This is a genomic window from Ciceribacter sp. T2.26MG-112.2, assembly GCF_900492205.1.
GTDB classification, from domain to species: domain Bacteria; phylum Pseudomonadota; class Alphaproteobacteria; order Rhizobiales; family Rhizobiaceae; genus Allorhizobium; species Allorhizobium naphthalenivorans_A.
In genome coordinates this window covers 86474-109407 of the sequence record NZ_UEYQ01000006.1, presented here as the reverse complement: position 1 = coordinate 109407, position 22934 = coordinate 86474, and the positions used below count along the sequence as shown (strand labels likewise).

The following is a 22934-nucleotide window of genomic DNA, read 5'->3' as shown; positions in this document are numbered from 1 at the left end:
TTCCTCACTTCTTTTCCATGACGCATTGAAGCGGATGCTCATGCTGCCGGGCGAAATCCATGACCTGGCTCACCTTGGTCTCGGCGACTTCGTAGGTGAAGACGCCGCATTCCCCGACACCATGATTGTGCACGTGCAACATGATGCGGGTGGCTGCTTCCCTGTCCTTCTGGAAGAACCGCTCCAGTACATGGATCACGAATTCCATCGGGGTATAGTCATCATTGAGAAGCAGGACGCGGTACAGGTTTGGTTTCTTCGTCTTGGGCTTGGTACGCGTGATCACCGAGGTGCCACGATTGGCGTTGTCCCCGTCCCGCTGGCTTTGCATGAAGACCGGCTTGGCGATCATTTAAGTTCATTCTCCAATTGTCCGGCCGATCTGCCGAAGACGCAACGCGACGGACAAACACTCAGCTCAGTAAGGTAGTTCATAATTCGGTGATTTTAAGCCCCCCTTTGCACAGCGCAAACAGAATTGCGCGAGGTGTCCGCAGAGCAGGGTCAAAAAGATGCCCAAGCCTTATACGAGCCGGCACAAATGGCAAGACCGGCCGCGCGAGTGCGCGGCCGGTCTTGCGGCATTCTTGATCTGTCAGGCCGGTATCAGGCAGCCGTCGGCATCGACATGCCGGTCCCCTTGGCAACCGGGGCCTCGAACGGCTTGTAGACGGTCTTGGCGAGATCGGCGTACATTTCGCTCATCTTGGTGGCTTCGGCGACGAAGCTCTCGTAGGACGACTTGAGGAAATTGGTCTGCAGCTCGAGAGCGGTCTCGATGCTCTTGGCGCCCGACAGCGCTTCCATATGGGAAGCGACGTCCTGGAACGACTTCTTCGAATACTCGGAGGCTTCGGTCGTGATGGCCTGGAAACCCTTGGCCACTTCCGAATAGTTCTTCAGCATGGCGTCCATGGCTTCCTTACCCTTCTTGTTGGCGTCGTCGAAATTGATCATGCCACTCTCCTTCCGGTCCGTTCATTCGGTGCCCAACTACATAGCAGTTGCACAAAAACAGTCAAGTGTTTTGTGCGATGCGATATCGCGCCCAGGTTGCGAATGAAGGCAATAGAAAGGCCGACCGGACGACGGTCGGCCCTGTTTCCTTGAAAAGGAAAACATATATCAGTCAGCCTGCAACCACCGGCTTAGAGGTCGACGTCGAGGATCGCCATCGAAAAATTGTAGGACAGATCGCCGTCCTCGTCGTCACGGAAAACCACGCCGAGAAACTCGTCGCCGACGTAGACTTCGGCAGAGTCATCCTTGCGGGGGCGAGCCTTCACCACCATGCTCGGGTTGAACATCCGCTTGAAATAGGCGTCGAGCTTCTTGATTTCTTCGGGTTTCACGATCCAGTCTCCATCGGGGATTCAAATTCGGCCGCTTGTCGCATGCGCCGTCCGCCGCTGTAAAGACGCGAAAGCCCATTCTTTGCCAAGCATGGCACCCCGACAACGGCGCGGGACCCGGATAGGTCCGCGCAGTCGTCGGAAAATCAGTCGGCGGCCAGCATCTGGTCCATGGAGCGTGCGGGCTCCGCGCAGCCCGCCTCGCCGACGACACGCGCCGGAACGCCGGCCACGGTGCAACCGCGCGGTACAGGCTTCAGCACCACCGAACCGGCGGCGATGCGCGAGCAGCAGCCGACCTCGATATTGCCGAGCACCTTGGCGCCCGCGCCGATCAGCACGCCGTCGCCGATCTTCGGGTGGCGGTCCGCGCCCTCCTTGCCCGTGCCGCCGAGCGTGACGCCATGGAGGATCGAGACATTGTCGCCGATCCGTGCGGTCTCGCCGACGACGAGGCCGGTCGCGTGATCGAGGAAGATCCCCTTGCCGATGCGTGCGGCCGGGTTGATGTCGGTCTGGAAGACACTCGAAGCCCGGCTTTGCAGGTAGAGCGCAAAGTCGCGGCGGCCGTGGTTCAAAAGCCAGTGGGCCAGGCGATGGGTCTGGATCGCGTGAAAACCCTTGAAATAGAGCACCGGCTCCATGAAGCGGATGCAGGCCGGGTCGCGATCGTAGACCGCCTGGATATCGACGCGCATGATCGAGCCCCATTCCGGCCAGTCGCGCAGCATCTCGTCGAATGTCTGACGCAGCAGGATGGCCTGCAGATCGGGATGATCCAACCGTTCGCAGATCCGGTAGATGACGCAATCCTCGAGCGAACGGTGGTTGAGCACCGTGGAATAGAGAAAAGCCGCCAGCAAAGGATCGAAGTCGGCTGCGGCGCGCGCTTCGCTGCGCAGACTGTCCCAGATCGGATCCATCGACTGCACTGGCTCTCTCTTGAGGATTTCGCTTTTTGCGGCCATTGCCGGTCTCCTCGTTTCCTGTTCGAGCGCATTATATAGTCGATCCGTGAATCAACACAAATGGGCCTTCCAAATGAAACGCATCCATGATTTCGCCGCCGGGAAGATCCGTGCCGCCAGCCAGGCCGGAACGGGCCTGCTGTTGATCGACAATCCGGACCGCAAGAATGCCGTGACCGCGGCGATGTGGCGGGCCATCCCGGAAGCGATGCACTGGCTGTGCGGCGAGGGCGAGGCAAGGGTCATCGTGCTGATGGGCGCCGGGACCACGGACTTTTGTGCCGGTGCCGACATTTCCGAATTCCCGACGGTTCGCAAGGACACGGCGACCGCTCGCCTCTACGAGAGCGAAAACAGCAAGGCCTTTTCCGCAATCCGCAACGCCCGCGTGCCGGTGATCGCCGCGATCCGCGGCATCTGCTATGGCGGCGGCTTCGGCCTTGCCGCGGCTGCAGATCTGAGGATCGCGGCGGAGGGAGCCGCCTTCGCCGTGCCGGCGGCGCGTCTCGGCCTCGCCTACCCGGCCGATGCGGTTCAGGACTTCATCCGGACGCTCGGTGCGCAAATGGCCGGAAAGGCCCTCTACACCGGCTTGCCCATGTCGGTGAACGATCTGCTTGCCGCCGGTTTCCTGCTCGACATGACGACGGCCGAGGGTCTGGAACCGGCCGCACTGACGCTGGCCGAAACAATCGCCGCCAATGCACCGCTGTCGGTTCAGGCCTCCAAGCTCGCGCTGCGCGCCGCGAGCCAGCAGGACGATGACTTGCTGCGCGAGGCGGAGGTCATCGGCGCCGCCACCTTTGACAGCGCAGACTATGCCGAAGGCCGCAACGCCTTCGCCGAGAAACGCCGGCCGCAATTTACCGGCCGCTGACAGCCACCTGCGAGCCTGAACGCCCGCCTCAGCCGGCCTTGATCCCACGGTAGAAGTCGAGCACCGCCCGCTTGAACACCTTGTCGCCGACGGCGAGCATATGGTCGCGGTTCGGAATGTCGATCGCTTTGGCATCCGGCATAAGGGCGGCCAGTTCGGCGGCCGAGCCGGCAATGTCATCCTTGGTGCCGACCGCGATCAGCGTCGGAACGTCGACCTTGGCGATATCTCCGCGCTCGACCAGCACGCGCGAGGTCTTGATGCAGGCGGCCAGGGCGAAGCGGTCGGAATGGGTCTGGTCGGCGAAGGCCCGGAACATCCGGCCGCGCGGGTGGGTGACGTCCGACAGCTGCGGCGCCAGCAACGCGTCCGCGATCGGATCCCAATCGCCGACGCCGTCGCACAGGCCGATCCCGAGGCCACCGAAAACCAGCGAGCGGACGCGATTGGCGTGTTCGATGGCAAAAAATGCCGAAATCCTCGCCCCCATGGAATAGCCCATGACATGCGCCTGCTCTATGCCGAGATGGGTCAGAAGCGCGGCTGCATCACCGGCCATCAGCGAGGGGTGATAGGCTGCGGGGTCGTGCGGCCGGTCGCTGGCGCCATGGCCGCGATTGTCGAGGGCGATCACGCGGTAGCCCGCCTCCCCCAGGGTCTTCAGCCAGCCCGGATAGACCCAGTTGACGCTGGCAGTCGAAGCGAACCCGTGGATCAGCAGGACCGGATCGCCCGCCGGATCGCCTTCGTCGAAATAGGCGAGTTGCAGACCGTCATGATAGAAGAGCGAGAAAGGCGGGGCATCGAGATTCATGGGTCTGTCCTGTCGGCCGCGGAATAATCGGCATGGGTTTTGTCCCACAGTATAAATTGTCGGCGATGGGTCAAACCCGGTCGCTCGATTTTCTGTGGGCGGCGGGGGCGTTTGGCTCTACACTTTCCGATCGAAGGACGATATGGTCCGCCGCGTTGAATGGCAGAGCGGAGACGAACATGGCCGGGCACAGCATTCCCCATTTCCAGAACGACGGCGGTCACCAGGTGATCGAGATCGGCGTCAAGGAATTCATGTGCACCGGCGCTTCCGCTCCCTTCGACCATCCGCACATCTTCATCGACATGGGCCATGACAACGAGAAAGTCTGCGCCTACTGCTCGACGCTCTATCGCTTCAATCCTTCGCTCAAAGCCGAGCAGACCAACCCGCCGGGCTGCGTCTATCACGTCAAGGCAGCGTAACCGGCGCTTCGCCTGATCGGATAGAACATGTCGATCAAGACCGCCGCCATCATCGGAGCCGGGGTGGCGGGTCTTACGACCGCACTCGCCATGGCGCGTCATGGTATCCGCACCGACATCATCGAGCAGGCTGCGCAACTTGGCGAGGTCGGCGCGGGCCTGCAGATCTCTCCCAACGCCTCGTATATTCTCGGCAAACTCGGCGCTCTCGACGAGATCGAGAACCATTGGCTGGAGCCTGACGCGGTGCGCCTCGCCTCCGGCGTGACGCTGAAGCCGCTCGCCACCGTGCCGACCGGCAGCTTTGCACGCAAGCGCTGGGGTGCGCCGTATGGCGTTTTGCATCGCTCCACCCTGCAGCAGGCGCTCTTGCGGCAAGTCCTGCACAATCCTCTTTGCCGACTGCATCTCGGCTGCCGGCTCGATCTGCCGGACCACACGACGATCGAGCGCCTGACCGGGCGGCAGCCGGACCTTCTCGTCGGGGCGGACGGTGCCTGGTCCTGCATGCGCAAGCTGGTCAAGGACAGTCCGAAGGTCAGTTTCTCCGGCAATGTCGCCTGGCGCTTCACCATCGCGGCGGAAGCCGCTCCGGCCTTTCTCGACCCGTTGAACGTCACCGCCTATCTCGGCCCGAATTCGCATCTCGTCGCCTATCCGCTGAAAGAAATCGACGGCTTCAACATCGTCGCGATCGCGGCCGGACTGGACCCCGGCGAGACCTGGAGCGCGGAAGGAAGCGCGGGACAACGCGCCCTGCTGCTGCGCCAGTTTGCCGGCTGGAACATCGAGATCTGCACCCTGCTCGCCTCGATCGAACGAGCAACCTTCTGGCCGCTCTACGAGACCTCGGACGGCCACTGGCAGAATGGCCGCGATACCGTGCTGATCGGCGACGCGGCGCATGCGATGATGCCGTTTTCCGCGCAAGGGGCCGCCATGGCGATCGAGGACGGATTCGAACTGGCCGGAGAGGTGGCCGGCTCACTGCCCCTGCGCGAGGCGCTTTCCCGCTTCGAGGCGTCCCGCAAGGCGCGTGCTGGCAAGGTTCGCCATCGCGGCGCGTTCAACAGGTTCGCCTATCACGCCCGCGGCCCGATCCGGCTCGGTCGCGACCTCGTCCTGTCGCTGCGTTCCCCGGAGAGCCTCGCCGGCGATCTCGACTGGCTCTACGGGTATCGCACCCGGGGCTGACGATAAGACCGCCGGCTAGACGGCGGCGGTAGCCTTGAAGCCCCGTTGCAGGTCGGCAAGGATATCCTCGACATTCTCCAGCCCGATCTGCAGGCGGATGACCGGGCCTTCGCTCGGCGCCTTGCGGATCCTCCGGTCTTCGAGATTGACCATCACCGCCAGGCTCTCGAAGCCGCCCCAGGAATAGCCGAGGCCGAACAGTGACAGTTCATCCAGGAAGGCGCGAGCCTTCGGCTTGAACTTTTCCGGCGCATCGGCGGCGAGCACGAAGGAGAAAATGCCGCTCGCCCCCTTGAAGTCGCGCTTCCAGATGGCGTGGCCGGGGAAGCTCGGCAGCGCCGGATGCAGCACGCGCGCCACGTCATCGCGGCCCTCCAGCCACTCGGCCACCGCAAGGGCACTGCGGCCATGGTGCTCGAGGCGCAGGTTCATCGTCCTCAGTCCGCGCAGGATCATGTAGGAATCGTCGGGCGATCCGCAGATGCCGAGCGTGATATTGGCTTCTCTCAAGCGATCCCAATGCGCCGCATTGGCCGAGACCGTACCCATCAGGATGTCGGAATGGCCGGAAGGATATTTGGTCGCGGCATGGATGGAGATGTCGACGCCGAAATCGAGCGGCCGGAAATAGAGCGGCGTGGCCCAGGTATTGTCCATGGTCACCACGCAGCCATGCTTGTGGGCGACATCGGCAATGGCGCGAATGTCCTGCATTTCGAAGGTATTGGAGCCCGGCGCCTCGGTATGGACCAACTTTGTGTTCGGCCGGATCAACGACTGAATGCCGGCGCCGAGCTCCGGATCGTAATATTCGACCTCCACGCCGAGCCGCGTCAGCATGGTGTCGCAGAAATGGCGGCAGGGCGAATAGACCGAATCGACGATCAGCGCATGATCGCCGGCCGAGAGGAAGGCAAGGAAAGGCACCGTGATGGCGGCAAGCCCCGTCGGAACGAGGATGGTGCCGGCCGAACCCTCGAGCGCGTCGATCGCCTCGCACAGCGCGTCCGTCGTCGGTGTCCCGCGCGTGCCGTAGGTGTATTTCTGGGCGCGCGTCTCCATGGTCTTCACGTCGGGAAACAGCACGGTCGATGCGTGCACGACCGGCGGATTAACGAAGCCATGGAAGCTCGACGGGTCGTGGCCGATGTGGCAAAGCTTCGTATCCGTGCCGGCGCCGGCCAGCATGTCTTTCCTGTCCTTCATGAAACCTTGGGCCTTCTGATTGCGAGGTATGAAGCGGCGATTTTTGAAGGCGGCAGGCTTGGCGGTCAAGCCGAGATTTGTCACCCGGCCATTGTCCGGAGCGCCATTCAAAGCGCTTTTGCCCGAACCGTTTTTAATCATCGAATGACCGAAAACAGTGATTCGTGCCTGTTTTTCCAGCTGATTTAGCAATTTGCCGCTTTTCGCCGCAATTTGCGGCGTCAAGACTTGACCGTCGATCCATTTAAGACTGTGATAGCCGAGTTCGCGCCGGGAGGGCAGCGAGCCGGCTCGCTGCACCGAAGACATGGACGCGGCGGTCGAGAGCAAAAGACAACGGAAAAAAGGTTGGGAAAAATGAACAAGAATCTCCTGTCAGCCGCACTCGGCGCTGCAGTCCTGGGAATGGGCGCGTCGGCTGCATTTGCTGGCACGCTCGATGACGTGAAGGCCAAGGGTTTCGTCCAGTGCGGTGTCAACGGCTCGAACCTCGCCGGCTTCGGCGCACAGGATTCCTCGGGCAACTGGACCGGTCTTGACGTCGATCTCTGCAAGGCTGTTGCCGCTGCCGTGTTCGGCGACGCGACGAAGGTGAAATTCACCCCGCTTTCCGCCAAGGACCGTTTTCCGGCCCTGCAGTCGGGTGAAGTCGACATGCTGGCCCGCAACACCACCTGGAGCACAAGCCGCGATTCGCAGCTCGGCTTCGACTTCCGCGCCGTAAACTATTATGACGGCCAGGGCTTCATGGTGAAGAAGGAACTCAACGTGAAGTCGGCGCTCGAGCTCAATGGCGCCTCGATCTGCGTTCAGTCCGGCACCACCACCGAACTCAACCTCGCCGACTACTTCCGTGCCAACAACATGGAATTCAAGCCGGTCGTGTTCGAGGCCCAGGATGAAGCCGACGCCGCCTACAATGCCGGCCGCTGCGACGCCTATACCACGGACGCCTCGGGCCTCTATTCGATCCGCCTGAAGATGGCTAATCCGGATGATCACCAGGTTCTGCCAGAGATCATTTCCAAGGAGCCGCTTGGCCCGGCCGTGCGTCAGAATGATTCCAAGTGGCTGGATGTCGTGACCTGGGCACACTTCGCCATGGTTGCCGCCGAAGAATTCGGCATCACCCAGGCCAATGTCGAGGAAATGAAGAAGTCCGAGAACCCGGACATCAAGCGCTTCCTCGGCGAAGAAGCCGACTCGACCCTCGGCGCCGACCTCGGCCTGCCGAAGGACTGGGCCACCCAGATCGTCAAGGCCGTGGGCAATTACGGTGAGAGCTTCGAGCGCAATGTGGGCCAGGGTTCTCCGCTCAAGATCGACCGCGGCCTGAACGCTCTGTGGACCAAGGGCGGCCTGCAGTACGCTCCGCCGATCCGCTGATCGACAGCTTGAAAACGGGAAGGCGGAGAAATCCGCCTTCTTCTTTCAGACGATAACACCCGGCGAAAAGGGTGGATGAAAGACAGGGGAATTATCGATGGCTGTCACCGATGCCCGTACCCAGGGCGGCGACGACCGTCCGAAGGTGTCGCTAATCTACAATCAGGCCTTCCGACGCGCCGCCTATCAGGCACTCACACTGGCTATCATCGCCTGGGTGATCTATTTCGCCTGGAACAATGCCGCGCAAAATCTCGCCCGCGCCAACATGACCTCGGGTTTCGGCTTTCTCAACAGCCGCGCCGGCTTTGACATATCCCAGGCCCTGATCGCCTATTCGAGCGATTCGACCTATCTGCGTGCGCTGCAGGTCGGCCTCATCAATACACTGGTCGTCGGCTTTTTCGGCATCATCACGGCGACCATCGTCGGACTGCTGGTCGGCATCGGCCGGCTGTCGCACAACTGGCTGATTGCCCGGCTGTCGACCGTCTATGTCGAGATCTTCCGCAACATTCCGCCGTTGCTGGTCATCTTCTTCTGGTATCTCGGCGTGCTTGCCCTGCTGCCGGCGATCCGCACGATCTTCGAGCATGTGAAGGACAATCCAGACGCCGTCTTCTTCATCTCGAACCGCGGCATCTACATGCCCGCCCCGGTGTTCGGCGATGGCTTCGTCTATGTCGCCGCGGCATTTCTCGCCGGCCTGATCGGCGCCATCCTCTACACGATCTGGGCCAACCGTCGCCAGTTGGCGACGGGGCTGCGTCCGCCCGTTCTCTGGGTCAATCTGGCGCTGATGGTCCTATTGCCCCTCGCCGTCTTCCTCGCGGTCGGCGCACCATTGTCGTTCGACTACCCGATCCCGGGGTCGTTCAACATGCGCGGCGGCATGGTCATCGGGCCGGAATTCCTGGCGCTCTATCTCGCCCTGTCGCTCTATACGGCATCCTTCATCGCCGAGATCGTGCGGGCCGGTATTCGCGGCGTTCCCAAGGGGCAGACCGAGGCCGCCTATGCGCTCGGCCTGCGTCCCGGCCTGACGACCCGCCTCGTCGTCCTGCCGCAAGCCCTGCGCATCATCATTCCACCGCTGACGTCGCAATACCTGAACCTGATCAAGAACTCCTCGCTGGCGGTCGCCGTCGGCTATGCGGACCTGGTGGCCGTGGGTGGCACCATCCTCAACCAGTCCGGCAAGGCCGTCGAGATCATCGCCATCTGGATGATGATCTATGTCACCATCAGCCTCGTGACCTCGTTGTTCATGAACTGGTTCAACGCAAAAATGGCCCTGGTGGAGCGCTGACATGAATACCGAGACCGCCTTTGTCCGCCACACATTCCTGCCCGCGGAAGCCGCGCCGCAGAAATCGTCTTCCGTCGTCGGCTGGCTGCGGAAGAACCTGTTCGCGTCGATCAGCGACACGATCCTCACCCTGATTGCCATCGTGGCGCTCGTCACCTTCCTGCCGGGCATCATCGACTGGCTGTTCATCTCGGCGGTGTGGACCGGCGCCGACCGCTCGGTATGCACCACGGCCGTCCAGGGCGGCATCCAGCCCGAGGGCTGGAACGGCGCCTGCTGGGCCTATGTCAGCGACCGCTTCGTCCAGTTCATGTTCGGCTCCTATCCGCGCGGAGAATTGTGGCGCCCGCTGCTGATTGCCCTGCTGTTCGTCGCGCTGCTTATTCCGTTCCTGATCCCCAAGGCTCCGCGCAAGGGGCTGAATGCCCTGTTGCTGCTGGTCGGCCTGCCGATCGTTGCCTATGTGCTGCTGCTCGGCGGCTGGTTCGGCCTGTCGCATGTCGAAACGCCGCTATGGGGCGGGCTCATGGTCACCATGATCCTTTCCTTTGTCGGCATCGCGGTCTCGCTGCCACTCGGGATTCTCCTGGCACTCGGCCGGCGCTCGCCGATGCCGATCGTCAGGACGCTGTCGGTCGCCTTCATCGAACTCATCCGCGGCGTGCCGCTGATCACGGTGCTGTTCATGGCGAGCGTGCTTCTGCCGCTGTTCCTGACGCCGGGCAACAATATCGACAAGTTCCTGCGCGCGCTGATCGGCGTGTCGATCTTTGCCTCCGCCTATATGGCGGAAGTCATTCGCGGCGGGTTGCAGGCCATTCCGAAGGGGCAGTACGAGGCGGCGGATGCGCTGGGCCTCAGCTACTTCCACAAGACGGCCTTTATCATCATGCCGCAGGCGATCAAGCTCGTCATTCCGGGCATCGTCAACACCTTCATCGGGATCTTCAAGGATACCTCACTCGTCACCATTATCTCGATGTACGACCTTCTCGGCATCGTGAAGGCATCGTTCGGCGATTCGGGCTGGCAGACTCCGGTCACGCCGCTGACCGGTCTGATCTTCGCCGGTTTCGTTTTCTGGATTTTCTGTTTCGGCATGTCACGCTATTCAGGATTCATGGAACGGCACCTCGATACCGGCCACAAGAAATAACATCAGGGGAAAACAATGGCTGAAGTCCAACCCACCAAGATGACCGTCTCGGACACCGATGTCGCGGTCGAAATCGTCAACATGAACAAGTGGTACGGGGATTTCCATGTGCTGCGCGACATCAACCTGAAAGTGATGCGTGGCGAGCGCATCGTCATTGCCGGTCCATCGGGCTCCGGCAAGTCGACGATGATTCGTTGCATCAACCGCCTGGAAGAACACCAGACGGGCCAGGTCTTCGTCGACGGCATCGAATTGACCAATGACCTGAAGAAGATCGACGAGGTGCGCCGCGAAGTCGGCATGGTGTTCCAGCACTTCAACCTCTTCCCGCACCTGACCATCCTGGAAAACTGCACGCTGGCGCCGATCTGGGTCCGCAAGATGCCGAAGAAGAAGGCGGAAGAAATCGCCATGCACTTCCTCGAGCGGGTCAAGATCCCGGAACAGGCCAACAAGTATCCGGGCCAGCTGTCCGGCGGCCAGCAGCAGCGCGTGGCGATCGCCCGCTCGCTGTGCATGAGCCCGAAGATCATGCTGTTCGATGAACCGACCTCGGCGCTCGACCCGGAAATGATCAAGGAAGTGCTCGACACCATGGTGGGGCTGGCCGAAGAAGGCATGACCATGCTGTGCGTCACCCATGAAATGGGCTTTGCCCGCCAGGTCGCCAACCGGGTGATCTTCATGGACCAGGGCCAGATCGTCGAGCAGAACTCTCCGGCCGAGTTCTTCGACAATCCGCAGCACGAACGCACCAAGCTCTTCCTCAGCCAGATCCTGCACTAGGACCTGTCCTCGACACGCAGAAGCCCGCGCCGGGAGACCCCGCGCGGGCTTTTTCCATGGTGTTACAGCGTAATGGCGCTGTGGTGTTCCTCAGTGGCGAGGCTTGGCAGGTCGGTCCGTCTCGCCAGTCGCCAGGCTTACGGGCACCAGGACTGCTGCGGGCCGAAACGCGGCCGGGCCAGCCCCTCCGCCACCAGGGTCGCGCCGAGCGAACGGCCGTTGCGCGTGACCACGCGCATGGCCGGGCCCGTCGTGGGCACGTTCTGGCCCTTCAACTGCGAAAACTCGAAGCTTCCGGCATTGAGCAGGTCGCGCAGCCGCACCTTGGCGGCAAAGCCCTTGTCCCGCTCCTGCTGGCATTTGGCGTCCTCGGTCGCCGGCGCCACCACGTCGGCGAGCACGATGCGCCCCTTTCGGAACCAGAAGCTGTCGCCGGAGACGACGCAGTTGTCGAGGCCGGAGGTTCCGCAGAAATAGAACTTGCCGGTGAAGCCCTTGCCGTCCGACGAGGCATCACCCGGACGGCCTCCAGGCAAGGGAACAGCAACCGGCGACACGCCCGGCGCGGTGCCGACCGGGGCCGGCGGGACCGGACCACTGTCGCGCCTGTCGACCGGTTTCGCCGGCTGGGCGGGCTTCGCATCCGCTTTCACACGCGGCGTTGCCGCGCCACCGCCAGGCGCGTTCTCTGCCGGCTTGCCGGAGGAGCTATGGGCGGTTTTCGGCAGGTAGGCCGCGATCATCCGGGGCAGCTTTTCGCGATTGTCATAGGCGGCGATCGCACCGGCGACCAGGACCAGCGCCACGACCCACGGCCAGAGGCCGCCGCCGCCCGACGACTTCTTGCGCGCCGTGCTGCTGCGCTTGCGCGGCTTTCGCCTCGTAGTGGTGGAACGTGCCATGAAAAACCCTCGCGTCGACGGCTGCCGATCACCTCAAATGGGATCACCGCCAGCCGCATGACGGCGCGAGCGGACCAGCCGAGCCGCGCCGAATCATGCACCCGCAGCGATAGCCGATTTGACCATGGAAATGCCAGTGGGTCTTGCGCCTGACCGACGACGGCGACCCTTTCGGCACGGGGTTGTCACCCATGTCTTAGGTACGCGATGTTACCTATGTGTCAGGAATGGACAATGTAAGGTTTGGCGACCCCTGCAGGACTCGAACCTGCGACAACCTGCTTAGAAGGCAGGTGCTCTATCCAGCTGAGCTAAGGGGCCTTGTCGATGAAGGACCAATCGACGGGCGAGGTTTGCCGGGCCGGAGCGGTCCGACGCGAGCGATGGTCAGTGCGTCCAGGGCTGCAGGCGGCTGTACTTGAAATTGTCGGTGTAGGAGACGACCTGGCGCTTGGCTTCCTTCGGCGGGATGACGCGATAGTCGATACCTTCGCGCTTGGCATAGGCCTCGGCCTGTTCCTGCGTCTCGAACAACAGCTTCAGCTGCTGACGGGTGTCGGCCGAGGTCGTGTAGCCCATCATCGGATCGATCTTCTTCGGAATGGCCTGGTCGAATTCGAGGCTCCACACTTGCGTCTTCGCCTTGCCGGACTGCATCGCGGTCTTTGCCGGGCGGTAGATCTTTGCAGACATGTCGCATCCAACTCCAAAGTGACGGCCAGGCGTTACCCTGCCCCGTCTGGTTCCTGGTACCAGCCACGGCAGAACGCCGCGGCGAAATCCTGTTTCCAAGCCGTTGACAACCGGCTTCAGAAGCTCCGGCGCAATGCCGGATGACCGTTCCCGTCGTAGCGACGATTGCGATCATTTTCAAGCGGAACCTCCAGCCAGCCGGCGCAAAGAACAAGAGCGCCGCGCCTTGCCGGCGAAGCGCTCTGTGAATGCGACCGGGGCCATGGAGACGGCGATCCTCTCGACGCATTCAGCCACCCCACGGCAATCCAGCCGCGGCCAGTGCGATCGGGTCCATACCCGGCTAGTCGGTGCACTTGTCCTTGTCCGCCGCCGACGCGGCCGCCGTTTCTTCGCCCTGCTGCTGGGCGGCGACGTCCTGGTTGGAGGTCGCGAGATCCTTGTCGGTTGCCAGCGGCATGGTGTTGCCATCCTTCTGCACGCCGCCGGAGGCGCCAGCCTGGGTATCGGTCGAGCCCTCGAGGGGAACATGGGTTCCGTCCTTCGAGATGCCCGCCGCGGCCGTGCCGTCGACGGAGCCCGTCACTTCGGGGCAAGCCGCGATTCCCGGACCCGCCACAAAGGCCGCCATGCCGACGGCAGCGACCATGGTTGTGAGTTTTGTCATGGTTCTATCCTCCCTGTTGGATCAAGGAGGAACGCGACGGGAAGGCGATCGGTTCCGGAAACCGCGGGTGCGAACGGGCGCGGACGCAGTCAGTCGAAGCCTGGCCCGGTGCGGACAGGCGATGTCGATGACAGTTCAGTGGCGATAAAATTGGGAGGTTTGCTGTGCCGGATTGGGACATCGGCACCGCTTGCAATGGTCGGAGTGGAGAGATTCGAACTCCCGACCCTCTGGTCCCAAACCAGATGCGCTACCAGGCTGCGCTACACTCCGTCTTAGCAATGGGAGCGGAATACACGGTTCACCCGTGAGCCGCAACAGCAAAAAGGCGCTTTCCAGGCCGGCGTCGAATTCGCCCCGGCGCCATCAGTCGGACGGGCCGCCCGGAGGACGCAGCTCGACAATCGCGCCCTCGGCTATGCCGAGCGCTGTGGCCTGCCCCCCGCGGATCTCGAGCACATACCGCACCGGCGCCCCCGACGGGATGATCGTCTCGGAGAACGGCGTGGTCCGGCTGGCGATGCGCTTCACCAGACCGCTCTCATCGATAAAGACCATGTCAAGCGACAGTGGCGTGTTCCGCATCCACATCATCACGTCGCGCGTCGTGCCGAAATCGAAGATCATGCCCTGGTGGTCACCCAGTTCTTCACGGAACATCAGGCCGTGGGCGCGCTGGTCGGCTGTGATCGCCCATTCGACGTCAAGCGCGATCTCCTTGCCCTCGACCGTGCGGATCGTCAGCATGGACCGGTCGAAATGCGGCGCCTGGGCTGCGGCCGGCCCGGCGAGCGCCCACAAAAAAAGCGCCACGAAAGCGCTTTTGATCATTTCCCTCATCGCCCGAGACCTCAATGCGCCAGGACCGAGGGGCCCGGATTGTCGGGGTGGATCTCGGCGGCCATCAGGCCCTTGTCGCCCGGTCCGAAGCGCACCAGAACGGTCTGTCCCGGACGAAGCTCGGTCAGGCCGAAGCGGCGCAGCGTTTCCATGTGGACGAAAATGTCCTCGGTGCCCTCGCCGCGCGTCAGGAAGCCAAAACCCTTGGTGCGGTTGAACCATTTGACCAGCGCCCGCTCCAGGCCGCTGGTCGCCGTCACCTGCACATGGGTGCGCACCGGCGGGAGCATCGAGGGATGCACCGCGGTCGACTGGTCCATCGAGAGAATGCGGAAGGTCTGGTAGCCGCGATCGCGCTTCTGAACGAGCGCGACGATGCGCGTGCCTTCGAGAATGGTCTGATAGCCGTCACGCCTCAGGCAGGTCACGTGCAGCAGCACGTCCTGCATGCCGTTGTCGGGCACGATGAAGCCGAAACCCTTGGCGACGTCGAACCACTTGACGACACCGGTGATCTCCATAAGGTCGACGGCTTCGCTGGACAGGTCCTCGAACCCAGCGAGCCCTTTCGGTGTAATCCTGTCCGCCATTTCCCAAAGCCCCTCGAAACGCGTCACATTGCAGAGTTAATTGATTCTTGAAGTTAAGATTAACATTCGAGCAATGGATCTACGCAAGTCCTAGTTTGACATATACCCAAATGCTTTTTGCCCTTGCAGGCTTGCTCGAAACTGTTGCCTGCTCCATATCCCTGCCATTCTCAGGAGGACCTTCATGCGTTATCTTCACACCATGGTTCGCGTCAAAGATCTCGACGCCTCGCTCGACTTCTACTGCAACATTTTCGGCCTGACAGAATTTCGCCGGATGGACAGCGAAAAGGGCCGTTTCACCCTGGTCTTTCTCGCTGCCCGCGACGACCTCGACCGGGCGCGCGGCGAAATGGCGCCCTGCCTGGAGCTCACCTACAACTGGGATACGGAAGACTATGCCGGTGGCCGCAATTTCGGCCATCTCGCCTATGAGGTCGATGACATCTATGCCATCTGCCAGAAACTGGTGGACCATGGCGTGATCATCAACCGGCCACCGCGCGACGGACACATGGCGTTCGTCCGCTCACCGGACGGGATCTCCATCGAGATCCTGCAGAAAGGCGAAAGCCTCGCCCCGGCCGAGCCGTGGCTTTCCATGCCGAACACCGGCGCCTGGTAAGCCCCTCTTCCCGCTTCGCGCAAGATTGAGGCGCTAGACATTGAAGCACCGAGAGTCCGCCGGCATCCGGCGGACGAAAAGCGCGACCCGGCACCGGCCCGGGATTGCGTGCGTCATCCCTATCGTGTGCAGAGGTCCGCCAGTGTCGCGCAACATCCCATTCATCAGCGGCCGCCTGTTCGCCCGCGTCGCCGCTCCGGCGATCGCCGCCCTCATGCTCGCCTCCTGCCAGACCACGGCGCAGGATAGCGCGGCCCAGGGCGATGCAATCCCCATGGAAGCGGCAGGCAACACCCCGACCAAGCCCGCACCGGCCAAGAAGGCAACCGGGGTCTACACCGATCCGCTGGTGGCGAGCGCCGCCGGGTCGAGCAACCGGCAGGTAGACTCGCCTGTTTCGTCTGGTGACGGCTCGCTTGCCGCCTATGCTCCCTCCCCGACGCCCAGCGATCTCGGCGAACTGACCATGCAGGCGACCAGCGTCAATGCCAGCCGCAACAGTCTCTTCTCTCCGGCACCGGTTGTGGCCGAGGAATCGCTCGGAGCCCCACCCGCAAATACGCCAGCAACCACACCGGCCGACACCCAGGCCATGGCGCTTGCCGAAAGCGGCCGCGGCACCTCGACCAGCATCGTCGTTCCGTCCGAGCTTCCGACGCGCCAGGTCAATCCGATGAGCAAGAGCCTGTTCAGTGCCGAATTGCGCCAGCCCCGGCCGGCCGTCATCGAGGAAGCCGCCCTACCGGCAGCATCCTCGGGCGAGCCGCCGGTCTATGCGGCGGGGGAACTGCCGGTCTACGACAATCCCGCCTCGGCCGTACAGCCGGTCGTCGAAAACGAACAGCAAGCCGCCGAGGCAGCGGAAGCTACGGCAGTGGACGCGGAGCCCGAGCAGCCGAAGAAGCGCACGTGGCTGACATCGCTCAAGGCGATGATCGGCCAGAAGAAGGACTAGGCAATCCGCACCGCACCGTTCCTTGCCTGACCGACTTACGTGTTGGCCAACTGAGGGGCGGCTGCGGCCCCGTCAGCCCTGCACGAGGATGGCAGGCTTTGCGAGACATTCTCCAAGTGGCTGGTTTCGTTGTCCAATCGCGTTTCACCGCGCCTCGAAAAGGGCTCTGTCACATTTTTTGCAAAAAACAGAAATTGGCGCTTGCGGGAATAAAATCACCTGACTATAAGGGCGCCACGGAGCGCACGCGCCCTTCGTCTATCGGTTAGGACACCAGATTTTCATTCTGGGAAGAGGGGTTCGACTCCCCTAGGGCGTGCCACTCCTCCGTACTATTTCTCCCCCCAAATGCAAGAATATGAGCGTCGCTTCCGGCGTGTCGTCCCGCGCCTTTTCCGGTCGCTCGATGGTTTTCCACAGGCCAATCTTTTTCAAAATTGGAATGGAAAAACAGCAAGATTCCGCTTGCGGCTTTTCCGGGCCCTGACTATAAGGGCGCCACCACGAAGCGCAGGCGCCCTTCGTCTATCGGTTAGGACACCAGATTTTCATTCTGGGAAGAGGGGTTCGACTCCCCTAGGGCGTGCCACTTCACCTTACGTTATCCCACATCATTCCGTTAGGTCAGAACGCCTTGGCTGCGTCGAGCACACGCATCTGCACGCGGCGCGTTCCCTGCCAGTGATCGGCGCTGAGCGTACCCGCGACATGGACCTGCGTGCCTCGGCCGTTGAGCAGGAAGTCGCCGAGCGCCGTCTCGGCGGCGCGAAAGGCAATACCTTCCAGCCGGGTGCCGTCGGCCGCCTCGAGCGTCACCTTCACATGGGTCGTTCCGACCGGCCGGGCATCGCGCAGGCGATGGGCAGGCACGGCAAAGATCGGTTGCGGATGGCCGGAGCCGAAGGGGCCGGCCGCCTCCAACTGATCGATCAGCGCAATGGTCGCGCCCGAGGCGCCGAGCGCGCCGTCGATCTTCAGCGTCTGGTTGGCGGCAAGCGCCCCCACCTGTTCGGCGGAGGCTTCATCGAAGAAGGCCCGCAGACGCCCGAGATTGGCCCGCTCGACGGTGAGACCCGCCGCCATGGCGTGGCCCCCACCCTTCACCAGAAGCCCCGAATCGACTGCGGCCCGCACCATACGGCCGATGTCGAAACCGTTGATCGAGCGGCCGGAGCCGGCGCCCTTGCCGTTGAGGTCGAAGGCGATTGCGAAGGCCGGGCGCTTGAACCTTTCCTTCAGCCGGGCGGCGAGCAGGCCGACGATTCCCGGATGCCAGTTGTCACGCGCGGTGACGATGACGGAGGCCGTCTGGCCGTCGCCATACTCGGCGAGTGCCTCGGCCTCGGCTTCGGCCAGCATGACCTGCTCCATCGCCTGACGCTCGCGATTCAGTTCGTCGAGTTTATGGGCGATCTCTTCAGCCTCGCCGGCATCGTCCAGCGTCAGCAGCCGGCTGCCGAGTGCTGCGTCGCCGATGCGCCCGCCGGCATTGATGCGCGGGCCGACGAGAAAGCCGAAATGATAGGGCGTGACCGGCCCGCCTATGCCGGCGACGCGCAGAAGCGCGGCAAGGCCGGCATTGTTCTGGTGGCGCGCCGCGATCAGACCCTTGGTGACATAGGCACGGTTCAGTCCCTTCAACGGCACGACGTCACACACCGTCGCCAGTGCCACCAGGTCGAGCCAGACCAGAAGATCGAGCGAGCGGGCCTGCGGATGGCCATTCTGGCGCAGCACGCGCAGGGTGGCGACAAGGACAAGGAAGACCACGCCGGCGGCACAGAGATGCCCCTGCCCCGACAGATCGTCCTCGCGGTTCGGATTGACCAGGGCGAGACAAGGCGGCATTTCGTGCCCCATCTGGTGATGGTCGATCACGACGACGTCGATGCCGCGTTCCTTCGCCACCGCCAGCGCCTCGAGGCTGGTCGAGCCGCAGTCGACCGTGACGATCAGTCGGGCGCCACGATCGATCAACTGGCCGATCGCCGCCGGGTTCGGTCCATAGCCCTCGAATATGCGGTCGGGAATGTAGATTTCCGAATCGATGCCGAAATGGTTCAGAAAACGCCAAAGCAATGCGGAGGACGCCGCACCGTCGACGTCGTAGTCACCGAAGATCGCCACGCGTTCGCCGCGGCGGATCGCTTCGACCAGCCGTTCGGCCGCCGCCTCGCAATCCGTCAGCCGGTAGGGGTCGGGCATCAGGCTACGGATGGAAGGTTCGAGAAAGGCAGGCGCGTCGTCGACTGCGACGCCCCGTCCGGCCAGCACCCGCGCCACAAGCTCTGGCATGCCGTGAAGCTGGCTCATCGCCAGAGCCCGGTTCTGCCCGGCCTGGTCCAGGCGCGACACCCAGCGTTGCCCGGAGACCGAGCGATCAACGCCAAGAAATGCGCGCGGGACGGGATCTACGGGTTCTTCCATGCTGTCTGCGGTCCATTGCATCTGCCCCCTTTCTACAGGTCCGCAGGCAAATGACCAGCCCTGCCTGAGGCAGGCGTCACGCTATGGCACTTGTGGACGTCAAGGCACAGGTAATCGGACAAGCCTGACCAAGACCGGGCATTCACGCAAGGAACCAGGCGACGGCGAGAAAAGGCACGGTCATCAAAGGAACATAGAGAAGTATGACGGCCCAGTTGCGCGCACCCTCGTATTCCTCGTCATCCACGCCCCAGCGATCATGGCTCGCCCTGCCCGCGCCGTGCCCCAAATCACGTTCTTCCACTGGGATCATCAAGCTCCTCCCCGAACCCGATTCCACCGATGCAATAACGTAACCACCTCTCGCACAAGATGCGAGTGGCTCGTTCGGGAAAAAATGGGTGGAGAGAGATGCCATGAATGGCCGGCGCGGCGGTGCCGGCATCGTAGCCGGCACCGAAAAGCGTCAGATCAGGCCGTCTTCGGACGCTCGATGCGGATGACCTGCGGTTCACCGACGAGATAGCCCTCGCCCTTGATGGCGCTGACGGCCTTGCGCACGGCATCTTCCATCGTCGCGTGGGTGACGAGGATGATGGTCACCGGCGCATCGGCCGCGGCATGTTCCGACCGCTGGACGATCGATTCCAGTGAAATATTGTTGTCGGCCATCTTGGTCGCGATGCTGGCGAAGACGCCGGTGCGATCGACCACCGTCAGGCGAATGAAATAGCCGCCCTCGTGGCTGCGCATCTGTGCCTGGCGATAGGGCTCGAGCAGATGGGCCGGGCGGCCGAGCACGGGAACCTGCTGCATGCCCGGACGGCTCTTGGCAATGTCGGTAATGTCGCCGAGCACGGCAGACGCCGTGGCATTGCCGCCGGCGCCGGGTCCGACCATCAGCAGTTCGCCGAGAATGTCGGATTCGAGCGCCACGGCATTGGTCACCCCGTCGACCTGGGCGATCACCGAATCGAACGGCACCATGGTCGGGTGCACGCGCTGCTCGATGCCGGTCTCGGTGCGCTGCGCGACGCCGAGCAGCTTGATGCGGAAGCCGAGATCGCGGGCAGCGTGAATGTCGTCGATCGAGATGTTGCTGATGCCTTCGAGGTAGATGTCGTCGGCGGAAATCTGGCTGCCGAAGGCGAGCGTGGTCAGGATCGACAGCTTGTGCGCGGTATCATTGCCCTCGATGTCGAAGGTCGGATCGGCTTCGGCATAACCGAGACGCTGGGCTTCCTTGAGGCAGGCCTCGAAGGTCAGGCCTTCCTTCTCCATCCGGGTCAGGATGTAATTGCAGGTGCCGTTCATGATGCCGTAGACGCGGGAGAAATGGCTGCCCGTCAGGCTCTCGCGCATCGCCTTGATGACCGGAATGCCGCCGGCGACCGCCGCTTCGTAGTTCAGCAGCAGGCCCTTGTCCTCGGCAAGCTTGGCGAGTTCCACGCCGTGGCGGGCGAGAAGCGCCTTGTTGGCGGTCACCACGTGAAGCCCGCGCGCAAGGGCTTTGCGAACCGACTGGTCTGCCGTGCCCTCGGCGCCGCCGACCAGTTCGACGAAGACGTCGATATCGCCCTTTTCCGCCATCTCGACCGGATCGTCGAACCAGGTGATGCCGCTCAGGTCAACGCCGCGATCCTTGCTGCGATCGCGCGCCGACACCGCCATGATCTGGATGGCGCGGCCGCAGGACACGGCCAGTTCGTTGCTGCGCTGTTGGAGGATACGGACGAGCGAGGCACCGACGGTACCGAGCCCCGCAATGCCAATTTTAAGGGCATCAGCCATAAATCAATCCTGACGTTTGAAAATCAAAGGCAGGCGGCCGCGAACGGGCCGCCCGGGAAAACTCAGCGGTGCGCGTTGAGCGGAATGACGTTGTGCATCGTCTCGTCGGCGCTCGACATGAATTTCTTGATGTTGCGGGCCGCCTGGCGGATGCGGTGCTCGTTCTCGACGAGCGCGAGCCGGACGTATTCGTCGCCCATTTCACCGAAGCCGATGCCCGGAGCAACCGCCACATCGGCCTTCTCGACCAGCAGCTTGGAGAATTCTAGGCTGCCGAGCGAGCGGAACTTTTCCGGGATCTTCGCCCAGGCGAACATGGTCGCCGCCGGCGGCGGCACTTCGAAACCCGCCTTGCCGAAGCTCTCGACCATCACGTCGCGGCGGCGTTTGTAGATGGAGCGCACTTCTGCGATGTCCGTGCCGTCGCCGTTCAGCGCGTGGGTTGCGGCGACCTGGATCGGCGTGAAGGCACCGTAATCGAGGTAGGACTTGACGCGGGCCAGCGCCGCAATCAGCCGTTCGTTGCCGACGGCAAAGCCCATGCGCCAGCCGGGCATGGAAAAGGTCTTCGACATCGAGGTGAACTCGACCGCGACATCGATCGCGCCGGGCACTTCCAGTACGGACGGCGGCGGGGTGTCTTCGAAGTAGATTTCCGAATAGGCGAGGTCCGAAAGCACGATCAGCTCATGCTTCTTGGCAAAGGCGATGACGTCCTTGTAGAAATCGAGGCTGGCGACCCGGGCTGTGGGGTTGGACGGATAATTGATGATCAGCGCGATCGGCTTCGGGATCGAATGGCGCACCGCCCGCTCGAGCGGCGGGAAGAAGGTTTCGTCCGGCTCGACCGGGATCGAGCGGATGACGCCGCCGGTCATCAGGAAGCCGAAGGCATGGATCGGATAGGTCGGGTTGGGGCAGAGCACCACGTCGCCCGGCGCTGTGATCGCCTGGGCCATGTTGGCAAAGCCCTCCTTCGAGCCGAGCGTCGCAACGACCTGGGTGTCGGGGTTGAGCTTGACGTTGAAGCGGCGGGCATAATAGGCCGCCTGGGCCCGACGCAGGCCGGGAATGCCCTTGGACGAGGAATAGCGATGGGTGCGCGGGTCCTGGACCACTTCGCAGAGCTTGTCGACGATCGCCTGCGGCGTCGGCAGATCGGGATTTCCCATGCCGAGGTCGATGATGTCCGCGCCTCCGGCTCGCGCGCTCGCCTTCAAACGATTGACCTGTTCGAAAACGTATGGCGGCAGACGCCGGACCTTGTGAAATTCTTCCATCTTCAACCCCTGGAACCGCACGGACATGACCGCGGCAGGCGGGTTCGTTTTGCCTGGTGAAAGCCGCCCCGCAACGAACCGCATAACCGGGACGGCCCAACTGTAACGCATGCGGCATGGTCACCGCAAATCCTGACGCAATTGCGCCTCAGGGACTGAAGCGATCCGCAGCGGACCCTCCTGCCCCTATATGCTGCTTTGCGTAAAAAGCAGGACAAAGGCAAGCGCTATTTGGCGATCTGCGCCTGCGCGTCGGCGCCGTGTTCGGCCGCGAGTTTGCGCAATTGCAGAAGCCGGCGCTGATACTCGGCCTCGGAAATGGTGCCGGCCTTGCGCGCCGAACCGAGCGCGGAAAGTCTCGCCTGCAGATCGGCCGCCTCCTCGTTGCCCATCTGCACATTGGCGGCCGTCAGCGAACCGGAGAAGTCCGGGTAACCGTCGGCCGAGCGCACCGGGGCGGTTGCCGGCGCATCCGGATCGGCGACGGTCACCTCTATGCTCGCCGCGCGGGCGGGCGCCACCACGGACGGCTCTGCCGGGGTCGTGCAGCCCGAAAGCGCCGCCACAAGCCCGAACACGGCCAGGCCGCTTGTGCTTCGCATTGACCCCATTGCCCAACTATCAGCGATCATTATCGAATCCAGACGCCGGGAACTTGCCCGGCAGGTTCAAGCCATCGTCTCGTCAC

25 protein-coding genes and 4 tRNA genes are annotated in these 22934 nt (G+C 62.9%); 11 read left to right on the top strand and 18 right to left on the bottom strand.

Annotated elements, in window-relative coordinates:
- Nucleotides 1–4 precede the first annotated feature (4 nt).
- The 4 genes from clpS to cysE all read right to left on the bottom strand — a co-directional run bounded on the left by clpS (nt 5) and on the right by cysE (nt 2320).
- Nucleotides 5–352 carry an ATP-dependent Clp protease adapter ClpS gene (clpS, locus tag DYZ14_RS11895; RefSeq protein ID WP_115670135.1) on the bottom strand — a complete coding sequence of 116 codons (348 nt, stop codon included), beginning with the start codon at nt 350–352 and terminating at the stop codon, nt 5–7.
- 254 nt (nt 353–606) lie between these two features.
- Nucleotides 607–957 carry a phasin family protein gene (locus tag DYZ14_RS11890; RefSeq protein WP_154720876.1) on the bottom strand — a complete coding sequence of 117 codons (351 nt, stop codon included), beginning with the start codon at nt 955–957 and terminating at the stop codon, nt 607–609.
- Nucleotides 958–1148: 191 nt separating this feature from the next.
- A complete protein-coding gene (locus tag DYZ14_RS11885; RefSeq protein WP_154720875.1) occupies nt 1149–1352 on the bottom strand; it encodes a DUF3126 family protein in 204 nt (67 codons plus the stop codon).
- A 146-nt stretch (nt 1353–1498) separates the two neighbouring features.
- Nucleotides 1499–2320, bottom strand: a complete 822-nt coding sequence (cysE, locus tag DYZ14_RS11880) for a serine O-acetyltransferase (RefSeq protein WP_115670138.1) — start codon at nt 2318–2320, stop codon at nt 1499–1501.
- Nucleotides 2321–2393: 73 nt separating this feature from the next.
- Between cysE and DYZ14_RS11875 the strand changes: the two genes are divergently transcribed.
- Entirely contained in the window at nt 2394–3197 is an 804-nt protein-coding gene (locus tag DYZ14_RS11875) for an enoyl-CoA hydratase-related protein (RefSeq protein ID WP_154720874.1), read from the top strand.
- Between the two features lie 28 nt (nt 3198–3225).
- On the opposite strand, the gene DYZ14_RS11870 is transcribed toward DYZ14_RS11875, so the two are convergent.
- Nucleotides 3226–4011 (bottom strand): alpha/beta fold hydrolase, encoded by a 786-nt coding sequence (locus tag DYZ14_RS11870; RefSeq protein WP_154720873.1) that lies wholly within the window; start codon nt 4009–4011, stop codon nt 3226–3228.
- A gap of 179 nt (nt 4012–4190) precedes the next feature.
- On the opposite strand from DYZ14_RS11870, the gene DYZ14_RS11865 reads away from it, so the two are divergent.
- Nucleotides 4191–4436, top strand: coding sequence for a zinc-finger domain-containing protein (locus tag DYZ14_RS11865; protein ID WP_154720872.1), 246 nt, complete (start codon nt 4191–4193; stop codon nt 4434–4436).
- Nucleotides 4437–4463: 27 nt separating this feature from the next.
- A complete protein-coding gene (locus DYZ14_RS11860; RefSeq protein WP_154720871.1) occupies nt 4464–5630 on the top strand; it encodes an FAD-dependent monooxygenase in 1167 nt (388 codons plus the stop codon).
- 15 nt (nt 5631–5645) lie between these two features.
- On the opposite strand, the gene DYZ14_RS11855 is transcribed toward DYZ14_RS11860, so the two are convergent.
- Entirely contained in the window at nt 5646–6836 is a 1191-nt protein-coding gene (locus tag DYZ14_RS11855) for a cystathionine beta-lyase (RefSeq protein WP_154720870.1), read from the bottom strand.
- A gap of 357 nt (nt 6837–7193) precedes the next feature.
- Here DYZ14_RS11855 and DYZ14_RS11850 point away from each other — a divergent pair, with 357 nt between their 5' ends.
- The 4 genes from DYZ14_RS11850 (at nt 7194) to DYZ14_RS11835 (ending at nt 11476) form a co-directional block, all read left to right on the top strand.
- Nucleotides 7194–8222, top strand: a complete 1029-nt coding sequence (locus DYZ14_RS11850; RefSeq protein ID WP_154720869.1) for an amino acid ABC transporter substrate-binding protein — start codon at nt 7194–7196, stop codon at nt 8220–8222.
- A 97-nt stretch (nt 8223–8319) separates the two neighbouring features.
- A complete protein-coding gene (locus DYZ14_RS11845) occupies nt 8320–9531 on the top strand; it encodes an amino acid ABC transporter permease (RefSeq protein WP_154720868.1) in 1212 nt (403 codons plus the stop codon).
- Between the two features lies 1 nt (nt 9532).
- A complete protein-coding gene (locus DYZ14_RS11840; RefSeq protein WP_154720867.1) occupies nt 9533–10687 on the top strand; it encodes an amino acid ABC transporter permease in 1155 nt (384 codons plus the stop codon).
- A 15-nt stretch (nt 10688–10702) separates the two neighbouring features.
- Entirely contained in the window at nt 10703–11476 is a 774-nt protein-coding gene (locus DYZ14_RS11835; RefSeq protein ID WP_115670146.1) for an amino acid ABC transporter ATP-binding protein, read from the top strand.
- Nucleotides 11477–11613: 137 nt separating this feature from the next.
- Here DYZ14_RS11835 and DYZ14_RS11830 read toward each other — a convergent pair whose 3' ends face one another.
- The 7 genes from DYZ14_RS11830 to DYZ14_RS11800 form a co-directional block, all read right to left on the bottom strand.
- Nucleotides 11614–12378, bottom strand: coding sequence for a nuclease (locus DYZ14_RS11830; protein WP_154720866.1), 765 nt, complete (start codon nt 12376–12378; stop codon nt 11614–11616).
- Between the two features lie 244 nt (nt 12379–12622).
- Nucleotides 12623–12699 (bottom strand) — tRNA-Arg (locus tag DYZ14_RS11825).
- A gap of 66 nt (nt 12700–12765) precedes the next feature.
- Nucleotides 12766–13071 (bottom strand): ETC complex I subunit, encoded by a 306-nt coding sequence (locus DYZ14_RS11820; protein WP_154720865.1) that lies wholly within the window; start codon nt 13069–13071, stop codon nt 12766–12768.
- 343 nt (nt 13072–13414) lie between these two features.
- The gene (locus tag DYZ14_RS11815; protein WP_154720864.1) at nt 13415–13738 is read right to left on the bottom strand and encodes a hypothetical protein; all 324 of its coding nucleotides are present in this window, start codon (nt 13736–13738) and stop codon (nt 13415–13417) included.
- 196 nt (nt 13739–13934) lie between these two features.
- Nucleotides 13935–14011, bottom strand: a tRNA-Pro gene (locus DYZ14_RS11810).
- A 93-nt stretch (nt 14012–14104) separates the two neighbouring features.
- Nucleotides 14105–14551 (bottom strand): DUF192 domain-containing protein, encoded by a 447-nt coding sequence (locus DYZ14_RS11805; protein ID WP_232365518.1) that lies wholly within the window; start codon nt 14549–14551, stop codon nt 14105–14107.
- Nucleotides 14552–14589: 38 nt separating this feature from the next.
- Nucleotides 14590–15168, bottom strand: coding sequence for a cold-shock protein (locus DYZ14_RS11800; RefSeq protein WP_115670233.1), 579 nt, complete (start codon nt 15166–15168; stop codon nt 14590–14592).
- A gap of 184 nt (nt 15169–15352) precedes the next feature.
- On the opposite strand from DYZ14_RS11800, the gene gloA reads away from it, so the two are divergent.
- The 4 genes from gloA to DYZ14_RS11780 all read left to right on the top strand — a co-directional run bounded on the left by gloA (nt 15353) and on the right by DYZ14_RS11780 (nt 17337).
- Nucleotides 15353–15793 (top strand): lactoylglutathione lyase, encoded by a 441-nt coding sequence (gloA, locus tag DYZ14_RS11795; RefSeq protein WP_154720862.1) that lies wholly within the window; start codon nt 15353–15355, stop codon nt 15791–15793.
- 142 nt (nt 15794–15935) lie between these two features.
- Nucleotides 15936–16748 (top strand): hypothetical protein, encoded by an 813-nt coding sequence (locus DYZ14_RS11790; RefSeq protein ID WP_154720861.1) that lies wholly within the window; start codon nt 15936–15938, stop codon nt 16746–16748.
- A 247-nt stretch (nt 16749–16995) separates the two neighbouring features.
- Nucleotides 16996–17070: transfer RNA gene (locus DYZ14_RS11785), tRNA-Glu, on the top strand.
- 192 nt (nt 17071–17262) lie between these two features.
- Nucleotides 17263–17337, top strand: a tRNA-Glu gene (locus DYZ14_RS11780).
- Nucleotides 17338–17372: 35 nt separating this feature from the next.
- On the opposite strand, the gene recJ is transcribed toward DYZ14_RS11780, so the two are convergent.
- From recJ to DYZ14_RS11755, 5 genes are all read right to left on the bottom strand, one after another.
- Nucleotides 17373–19175: a single-stranded-DNA-specific exonuclease RecJ gene (recJ, locus tag DYZ14_RS11775; RefSeq protein ID WP_154720860.1), complete on the bottom strand. Its 1803-nt coding sequence runs from the start codon at nt 19173–19175 to the stop codon at nt 17373–17375.
- 142 nt (nt 19176–19317) lie between these two features.
- Complete coding sequence (locus DYZ14_RS11770; RefSeq protein WP_154720859.1) at nt 19318–19488, bottom strand: hypothetical protein; 171 nt, start codon at nt 19486–19488, stop codon at nt 19318–19320.
- Nucleotides 19489–19646: 158 nt separating this feature from the next.
- The gene (locus DYZ14_RS11765) at nt 19647–20966 is read right to left on the bottom strand and encodes a homoserine dehydrogenase (RefSeq protein ID WP_154720858.1); all 1320 of its coding nucleotides are present in this window, start codon (nt 20964–20966) and stop codon (nt 19647–19649) included.
- A 62-nt stretch (nt 20967–21028) separates the two neighbouring features.
- Nucleotides 21029–22246: an LL-diaminopimelate aminotransferase gene (locus DYZ14_RS11760; protein ID WP_115670235.1), complete on the bottom strand. Its 1218-nt coding sequence runs from the start codon at nt 22244–22246 to the stop codon at nt 21029–21031.
- A 227-nt stretch (nt 22247–22473) separates the two neighbouring features.
- The gene (locus DYZ14_RS11755; protein WP_232365517.1) at nt 22474–22848 is read right to left on the bottom strand and encodes an SHOCT domain-containing protein; all 375 of its coding nucleotides are present in this window, start codon (nt 22846–22848) and stop codon (nt 22474–22476) included.
- Between the last annotated feature and the right edge of the window lie 86 nt (nt 22849–22934).